Annotated in this window: 4 protein-coding genes; all 4 read left to right on the top strand. The window is 67.8% G+C overall.

Annotated features, from left to right (window positions below; translation table 11 throughout):
• Window positions 1–4231 (top strand): HAMP domain-containing protein (locus tag ACFU5O_RS35725; RefSeq protein ID WP_384246786.1); only part of this gene is annotated, 4231 nt, incomplete at its 5' end.
• A 306-nt stretch (window positions 4232–4537) separates the two neighbouring features.
• On the top strand, window positions 4538–5218 hold the full coding sequence (locus ACFU5O_RS35720; RefSeq protein ID WP_384246784.1) for a two-component system response regulator: 681 nt from the start codon (window positions 4538–4540) through the stop codon (window positions 5216–5218).
• Window positions 5219–5362: 144 nt separating this feature from the next.
• Complete coding sequence (locus ACFU5O_RS35715; protein WP_384246782.1) at window positions 5363–8158, top strand: DNA translocase FtsK; 2796 nt, start codon at window positions 5363–5365, stop codon at window positions 8156–8158.
• 189 nt (window positions 8159–8347) lie between these two features.
• A complete protein-coding gene (locus ACFU5O_RS35710; protein WP_384246780.1) occupies window positions 8348–9175 on the top strand; it encodes a helix-turn-helix domain-containing protein in 828 nt (275 codons plus the stop codon).
• Window positions 9176–9244: the final 69 nt, after the last annotated feature.

Here is a 9244-nt window from a genome sequence, read left to right as displayed (position 1 = left end):
GACGGCGGTCGCCAACGGTGATCTGTCGCAGAAGGTCACCGTGGATGTCGCGGGCGAGATGCTGGAGTTGAAGAACACCGTCAACACGATGGTGGACCAGCTTCAGTCGTTCGGATCCGAAGTGACGCGGGTGGCCCGGGAGGTCGGTGTCGAGGGCCGGCTGGGAGGCCAGGCCGAGGTGCCGGGTGCGGCGGGGACCTGGAAGGACCTGACCGACTCGGTGAACACGGCGTTCCGTAACCTCACCGGCCAGGTGCGGGACATCGCGCAGGTGACGACGGCGGTCGCCAACGGTGATCTGTCGCAGAAGGTCACCGTGGATGTCGCGGGCGAGATGCTGGAGTTGAAGAACACCGTCAACACGATGGTGGCGCAGCTGTCGTCGTTCGCCGACCAGGTGACGCGGATGGCGCGGGACGTGGGTACGGAGGGCCGGCTCGGCGGCCAGGCCCGCGTCGACGGCGTCTCCGGTACCTGGAAGGAGCTCACGGACTCCGTCAACTTCATGGCGGGGAACCTCACCTCGCAGGTGCGGCAGATCGCCCAGGTGACGACGGCTGTGGCGCGTGGTGATCTGTCGCAGAAGATCGACGTGGATGCGCGCGGCGAGATCCTCGAGCTGAAGAACACCATCAACACCATGGTCGACCAGCTCTCGGCGTTCGCAGAGCAGGTGACCCGGGTGGCCCGGGAGGTGGGTACGGACGGGCGGCTCGGGGGCCAGGCACAGGTGCCGGGCGTCGCAGGTGTGTGGCGCGATCTGACGGACTCCGTGAACGGCATGGCGGGCAACCTCACCGCCCAGGTCCGCAACATCGCCCAGGTCGCGACCGCCGTGGCGCGTGGTGATCTGTCGCAGAAGATCGATGTCGACGCGCGCGGCGAGATCCTGGAGCTGAAGAACACCCTCAACACGATGGTGGACCAGCTCTCGAACTTCGCAGAGCAGGTCACCCGGGTGGCCCGCGAGGTGGGCACCGAGGGCATTCTGGGTGGTCAGGCCGAGGTGCAGGGCGTGTCCGGTACCTGGAAGGACCTCACACAGTCCGTCAACTTCATGGCGAACAATCTGACCTCGCAGGTGCGCAACATCGCCGAGGTGACGACGGCGGTGGCCAAGGGTGATCTGTCCAAGAAGATCACCGTCGATGCCAAGGGCGAGATCCTCGAGCTCGTGACGACCGTCAACACGATGGTCGACCAGCTGTCCAACTTCGCCGACGAGGTGACCCGGGTGGCCCGCGAGGTGGGCACGGAGGGCATCCTCGGCGGCCAGGCACGGGTGCGCGGTGTCACCGGTATCTGGAAGGACCTCAGCGACAACGTCAACCTGATGGCCAACAACCTGACCAGCCAGGTGCGGAACATCTCCCGGGTGTCCTCCGCGGTCGCCAACGGCGATCTGACGAAGAAGGTCACGGTCGAGGCCCGCGGCGAGGTCGCGGAGCTCGCCGATACCGTCAACACGATGGTGACGACGCTGTCGTCCTTCGCCGACGAGGTCACCCGGGTGGCCCGCGAGGTGGGCACGGAGGGCGAGCTGGGCGGTCAGGCACGCGTCCCCGGCGTCTCCGGTACCTGGAAGGACCTCACAGAGTCCGTGAACTCGATGGCGTCCAACCTGACCGGCCAGGTGCGCCAGATCGCCACGGTCACCACCGCGATCGCCAAGGGCGATCTCACCAAGAAGATCGACATCGATGCGCGTGGCGAGATCCTGGAGCTGAAGAACACCATCAACACGATGGTCGACCAGCTGTCCTCGTTCGCCGAGCAGGTGACCCGGGTGGCCCGCGAGGTGGGCACGGACGGCATGCTGGGCGGTCAGGCACGAGTGCGGGACGTCGACGGTACGTGGCGCGACCTGACCGAGTCCGTGAACGAGATGGCCGGGAACCTGACCCGGCAGGTGCGGGCGATCGCGGCCGTCGCCACCGCGGTGACCCGCGGCGACCTCAACCTCAAGATCGATGTGGATGCGGCGGGCGAGATCCAGGTCCTCCAGGACAACATCAATACGATGATCGCCAATCTGCGTGACACCACCCTCGCCAACGAGGAGCAGGACTGGCTCAAGGGCAACCTGGCCCGTATCTCCGGTCTGATGCAGGGCCGGCGCGACCTCGACGACGTCGCGTCGCTCATCATGAGCGAGCTGACGCCGGTGGTCTCGGCGCAGCACGGAGCGTTCTTCCTCGCGATGCCGACGGGTGGCGGTGGGGACCTCGGCTCCGACGGCGAGGGCTCCTACGAGCTGGTGATGCGCGGCAGCTACGGCTACTCGGCCGGCTCGATGCCGACGTCCTTCCGGCCGGGGGAGACCCTCATCGGCACGGCAGCCGAGGAGAAGCGCACGATCCAGGTCAATGTGCCGCCGGGTTATCTGAGGATCTCGTCCGGGCTCGGCGAGGCCCCGCCCGCATATGTGATCGTGCTGCCGGTGCTGTTCGAGGGCAAGGTGCTCGGCGTGATCGAGCTGGCGTCGTTCCACCCGTTCACCCACATCCAGCGGGACTTCCTCAACCAGATCGCCGAGATGATCGCGACGAGCGTCAACACCATCAGCGTCAACACGAAGACCGAGGTGCTGCTCAAGCAGTCGCAGGAGCTCACCGAGCAGCTGCGGGAGCGCTCGGAGGAGCTGGAGAACCGGCAGAAGGCGCTGCAGGCGTCCAACGCCGAGCTGGAGGAGAAGGCCGAACTGCTGGCCCAGCAGAACCGCGACATCGAGGTGAAGAACACCGAGATCGAGGAGGCGCGGCAGGTCCTGGAGGAGCGGGCCGAGCAGCTCGCGGTCTCCATGCGCTACAAGTCGGAGTTCCTGGCGAACATGTCGCACGAGCTGCGCACACCGCTCAACTCGCTGCTGATTCTCGCCAAGCTGCTCGCCGACAACGCCGACACCAATCTCACCCCCAAGCAGGTGGAGTTCGCCGAGACGATCCACGGTGCGGGCTCGGATCTGCTGCAGCTCATCAACGACATCCTCGATCTGTCGAAGGTCGAGGCGGGCAAGATGGATGTCAGTCCGACCCGCATCGCTCTGGTCCAGCTCGTCGACTACGTCGAGGCGACGTTCCGGCCGCTCACGGCGGAGAAGGGGCTCGACTTCTCGGTGCGCGTGTCGCCGGAGCTTCCGGCCACACTGCACACCGACGAGCAGCGGCTGCTGCAGGTGCTGCGCAACCTGCTGTCCAACGCGGTGAAGTTCACCGACACCGGTGCCGTCGAGCTGGTGATCCGGCCGGCGAACGCGGACGTGCCGCAGTCGATCCGCGAGCAGCTGTTGGAGGCGGGCTCGCTGCGCGACGCGGACGGGGATCTGATCGCCTTCTCGGTGACGGACACCGGTATCGGGATCGCGGCCAGCAAGATGCGGGTGATCTTCGAGGCGTTCAAGCAGGCTGACGGCACGACCAGCCGCAAGTACGGCGGTACGGGCCTGGGTCTGTCCATCAGCCGGGAGATCGCCCGGCTGCTCGGGGGCGAGATCCACGCGGCGAGCGAGCCGGGCCGCGGCTCGACGTTCACTCTGTATCTGCCCCTTCACCCGAGCGAACTGCCGCCGCAGGGCTATCCGCAGCTCGTCCCGGGCGCCGAGGTCAAGGTCGGCTCGCTGGACGACCAGGCGGCCCTGGAGGCCGGTCAGCAGTCGCCCCCGCAGCCGTCGTTGCCGGCCGACGGACACACCGGCCCGGCGACGCTGTTCCGGCGCCGCCGGAAGGCCCTGGGTGCGAGCGACATGAGGGCGGCGCTGCCGGGTCAGCCCGCCGGATCGCCGGGCTCGGCGCAGGATTCGTGGGCGGCGCAGCACTCACAGGACGCCGCGTCCGAGCCGCGCCGCACCTTCGAGTTCCACAGCGAGAAGGTGCTCATCGTCGACGACGACATCCGCAATGTCTTCGCGCTCACGAGTGTGCTGGAGCAGCACGGTCTGTCCGTGCTGTACGCGGAGAACGGACGCGAGGGCATCGAAGTCCTGGAGCAGCATGACGATGTGACGGTCGTACTGATGGACATCATGATGCCCGAGATGGACGGCTATGCGACGACGACGGCGATCCGCAGGATGCCGCAGTTCGCGGGACTGCCGATCATCGCGCTCACCGCCAAGGCGATGAAGGGGGACCGGGAGAAGGCGATCGAATCGGGCGCGTCCGACTATGTCACCAAGCCGGTCGACCCTGATCACCTGCTCTCGGTCATGGAGCAGTGGATGCGCGGAAAGTGACGATGGTTGGTCGCGGCCACATCACAGTCTGATTGCGGGCTGTATGAATTTCAGCGAGTCGCTGACTGACTGTGGCCGAAGGCGTGTGAGAGGGCGTTGTTCGGGGAACCTTCTGGTCTCCCGCTGCGTTTCTGCTACGTGCACAGTGACATCGCGGTGACAGGGTGTGGCGACGGGCGGGGTGCGGCTACCATGACCGGCACAAGGACGGGCGGCGCAAGGGAGTCGTCCCCTGGGGCGGCGCCCGGTGCTTCCCACGGCCCTTCGGGACGTGGTGAGCCCAAGCCGGGGCGAGGAGGGCGAGGCATGGTGCAGAAGGCCAAGATCCTCCTGGTCGATGACCGGCCGGAGAATCTGCTGGCGCTGGAGGCCATCCTCTCTGCGCTCGATCAGACGCTGGTACGGGCATCGTCAGGTGAGGAAGCGCTCAAAGCGCTGTTGACGGACGACTTCGCGGTCATTCTGCTGGACGTCCAGATGCCAGGAATGGACGGATTCGAGACCGCCGCGCACATCAAGCGACGGGAACGGACCAGGGATATCCCGATCATCTTCCTGACCGCGATCAACCACGGCCCGCACCACACCTTCCGCGGCTATGCCGCGGGCGCGGTGGACTACATCTCCAAGCCGTTCGACCCATGGGTGCTGCGCGCGAAGGTCTCCGTCTTCGTCGAGCTGTACATGAAGAACTGCCAGCTGCGTGAACAGGCCGCGCTGCTCCGGCTCCAGCTGGAGGGAAGCCACGCGGGCGCGGGCGACAGCAGGGAGCCTGCGGGCCTGCTCGCCGAACTCTCGGCCCGGCTCGCGGCCGTCGAGGAACAGGCCGAGGCGCTCTCCAAGCAGCTCGACGACGACTCGGCGGATGCCGCCGCGGTCGCCACCGCCGCCCATCTCGAGCGCAAACTCACCGGTCTGCGCAGGGCCCTCGATGCCCTGGAGCCGGGCACAGGAAGCGGCACACCCACGCTTCCCTCGCAGAACTAGCCTTCCTCCGCGGGCATTCCACCGGCAGGTCGTCCGCGCTCCGGGTGAACGGACGTCAGTTTCCGGGCGCGTCAAGGGCGACACGTAAGGGTGAAGCGGTGGGCACACGTGTCCGCTGCCGTTCACACCGGTAACCTCAACATCATGGCCTCACGTACGTCCGGCAAGGGTTCGCAGGGCACGGCGGGCACCGCGAAACCGCGCGCCGGCCGTACGACTGGCGCCGCGAAGAAAGCGGCGCCCGCCAAGAAGCCCGCAGCGAAGAAGACCGCCGCCAGGAAGGCGACACCGGCGAAGAGGGCACCCGCCAAGAAGGCGGTGGCCAAGAAGGCCACGCCCAGAACCGCACCGAACCCCACCGGGGGCGTGTTCTGGCTCGTGCGCGCCCTATGGCTCGGCATCGCGCACGCCGTCGGCGCCATGTTCCGTGGAATAGGGCGCGGCGCCAAGGGACTCGACCCCGCGCACCGCAAGGACGGCCTCGCCCTCCTCCTGCTCGCCCTCGCCCTGGTCGTTGCCGCGGGCACGTGGTCCAGTCTGCGCGGCCCGGTCGGTGACCTCGTCGAGATGCTCGTCACGGGCGCCTTCGGACGGCTCGATCTGCTCGTGCCGATACTGCTCGCCGCGATCGCCGTGCGCCTGATCCTCTACCCCGAGAGGCCCGAGGCCAACGGCCGTATCGTCATCGGGCTCTCGGCCCTGGTCGTCGGAGTGCTCGGGCAGGTTCACATCGCCTGTGGTTCACCGGGTCGCGGCGACGGCTCCGAAGCGATGCAGGACGCCGGCGGGCTGATCGGCTGGTCCGCGTCCAAGCCGCTGATCTTCGCGATGGGCGAGGTTCTCGCCGTGCCGCTGCTGGCGCTGCTCACCGTCTTCGGCCTGCTGGTCGTCACGGCGACTCCCGTCAACGCGATTCCGCAGCGCCTGCGGGCGCTCGGCGTCAGGCTGGGACTCATGGATCCGCCGTACGAGCCGGGGGAGACCGAGGACGACGACGAGCGGTACGACGAGCAGTGGCGTGACGCCATGCCCGCCAGGCCCTCGCGGCGCCGGGTCCCCGCCGCCCCGTCCCTCGAGGTCTACGACGCCGAGCAGGCGGAGGAGGAAGCTCTTTCCCACCGCAAGAGGCGGGGCAGGGCTTCCGGGCAGCCGGCCCTGAACCGCTCCATGGACGCGGTGGACGTGGCCGCGGCCGCCGCGGCGGCCCTCGACGGGGCCGTACTCAACGGGATGCCGCCCTCGCCGGTCGTCGCCGATCTGACCCGCGATCTCACCGCCGACCGTGAGCGGGCCGTCGGTCCCGTGCCGGGCGCGCGGACCGGGCAGCGGTCCGGAGGAGCTTCCGACCGGCAGCCCGCGACACCGCAGCCGGGGACGAGCGTCTCCGTACCGGATCTGACCAAGTCCGCGCCGGAGGAGCCGCAAGCCCTTCCTCAGCGCGCCGAGCAGCTCCAGCTGTCCGGTGACATCACGTACGCGCTTCCCTCGCTGGATCTGCTGGAGCGCGGTGGACCCGGCAAGACCCGCAGCGCGGCCAATGACGCGATCGTCGCCTCCCTGACGAACGTCTTCGGTGAGTTCAAGGTGGACGCGGCCGTCACGGGCTTCACACGCGGTCCGACGGTCACTCGGTACGAGGTGGAACTCGGTCCTGCCGTCAAGGTGGAGCGGATCACCGCGCTGACCAAGAACATCGCCTACGCCGTGGCCAGCCCGGACGTCCGGATCATCTCGCCCATCCCCGGAAAGTCCGCGGTGGGCATCGAGATTCCCAACACCGACCGTGAGATGGTCAACCTCGGCGACGTGCTCAGGCTGGCGGACGCGGCCGGGGACGACCACCCGATGCTGGTGGCGCTCGGAAAGGACGTCGAGGGCGGCTACGTCATGGCCAACCTGGCCAAGATGCCCCATCTGCTGGTCGCGGGCGCCACCGGATCGGGAAAGTCGTCCTGCATCAACTGCCTGATCACGTCGGTGATGATAAGAGCGACACCGGAGGACGTCCGGATGGTCCTCGTCGACCCCAAGCGGGTCGAGCTGACCGCCTACGAGGGCATCCCGCACCTGATCACGCCCATCATCACCAACCCCAAACGTGCCGCCGAGGCGCTCCAGTGGGTCGTCCGCGAGATGGATCTGCGCTACGACGACCTTGCGGCGTACGGCTACCGGCACATCGACGACTTCAACCGGGCGGTGAGGAACGGCAAGGTCAAGGCGCCCGAGGGGAGCGAGCGCGAGCTCCAGCCGTATCCGTATCTGCTCGTGATCGTCGATGAGCTCGCGGACCTGATGATGGTCGCCCCGCGGGACGTCGAGGACGCCATCGTCAGGATCACGCAGCTGGCGCGCGCGGCCGGTATCCATCTGGTATTGGCCACCCAGCGGCCGTCGGTCGACGTCGTCACCGGTCTGATCAAGGCGAATGTGCCGTCCCGGCTCGCCTTCGCGACCTCGTCGCTCGCCGACAGCCGCGTCATCCTCGATCAGCCCGGCGCCGAGAAGCTGATCGGCAAGGGCGACGGACTCTTCCTCCCGATGGGTGCCGGCAAGCCCACCCGTATGCAGGGCGCCTTCGTGACCGAGGAAGAGGTCGCGGCCGTCGTCCGGCACTGCAAGGACCAGATGGCCCCCGTCTTCCGGGACGACGTGGTGGTCGGGACGAAGCAGAAGAAGGAGATCGACGAGGACATCGGCGACGACCTGGATCTGCTCTGCCAGGCCGCCGAGCTGGTCGTCTCCACACAGTTCGGATCGACGTCCATGCTCCAGCGGAAGCTGCGCGTGGGCTTCGCGAAGGCCGGCCGGCTGATGGACCTGATGGAGTCGCGGAACATCGTCGGACCCAGCGAAGGCTCAAAGGCGCGTGACGTTCTGGTGAAACCCGACGAGCTGGATGGAGTGCTCGCCGTGATACGGGGGGAGGCTGACTCGTAAGGAAATGTGAGGCAACCGTTTCCCTTGGTCGAACGTCAAGTTGGGAGGAGGGACAGGACCGTGTCCCATCCTTCCGCTGTCCCGCCATTCTGATGGCGTACAAACGGCATCCGCCCGGTTGCCCCACCCTTTCGTACCACCCCTAGACTGAACCTCCAGCAGGTGGCTACACGCTCGAAAGGCGCACACGTGTCCATCGGCAACTCCCCCGAAGACGACCGGCCTTCGATCGAGGACGACCGGCCTTCGATCGGTCACTCGCTCCAGCAGGCTCGAAGCGACGCAGGTCTGACCATCGACGAGGTCAGTACCTCCACCCGCGTGCGCGTCCCCATCGTGCAGGCGATCGAGCAGGATGACTTCTCCCGTTGCGGTGGCGATGTGTACGCGCGCGGGCACATCGGGACGCTCGCCCGCGCCGTAGGACTGGATCCGGCCCCTCTCGTCGCGCAGTACGACGCCGAGCACGGCGGTCGCCCGTCGCCCACCCCTGCCGCTCCCCTCTTCGAGGCGGAACGTATCCGCCCTGAGCCCAGGCGGCCGAACTGGACCGCCGCGATGGTCGCGGCGATCGTCGCGGTCGTCGGATTCGCCGCTTTCACGCTCTTCAACGGCGGCGACGAGGGCAACCGCACCAAGCACGTCGCCGAGGGCGCGGCACCGGAGAAGACCACCCCCAAGCCGCCCGCGCCCCCGAGCAAGCCCGCAGCCCCGAAGCCCGACCCCTCCGAAAGTGCGATCGCCGCCGTCCCCCAGGACAAGGTGACCGTCAAGCTGTCCGCCGTCGACGACAAGAGCTGGATCTCCGCCAAGTCCGCCAACGGAAAGCTGCTCTTCGACGGGCTGCTTCTCGCGGGCGAGTCCAAGACCTTCCAGGACGACGAGCGCCTGGATCTCATCCTGGGCAACGCGGGGGCGATCGAGCTGTTCGTGAACGGCAAGAAGGTCGAGGACAAGTTCGAGTCCGGTCAGGTCGAACGGCTGTCGTACTCGAAGGGTGACCCCGAGGCCGGGTGATCCCCCGGCCCCGCGGGTGAGCCCTGCGACGGGTCGGCCTGCGGCGGGCCCGCGACGCCCGGTTCGGCC

Source organism: Streptomyces sp. NPDC057445, from assembly GCF_042802855.1.
GTDB lineage: Bacteria > Actinomycetota > Actinomycetes > Streptomycetales > Streptomycetaceae > Streptomyces.
The sequence above is the reverse complement of the archived record's forward strand: the minus strand, read 5'-3'. Positions and strand labels throughout refer to the sequence as shown.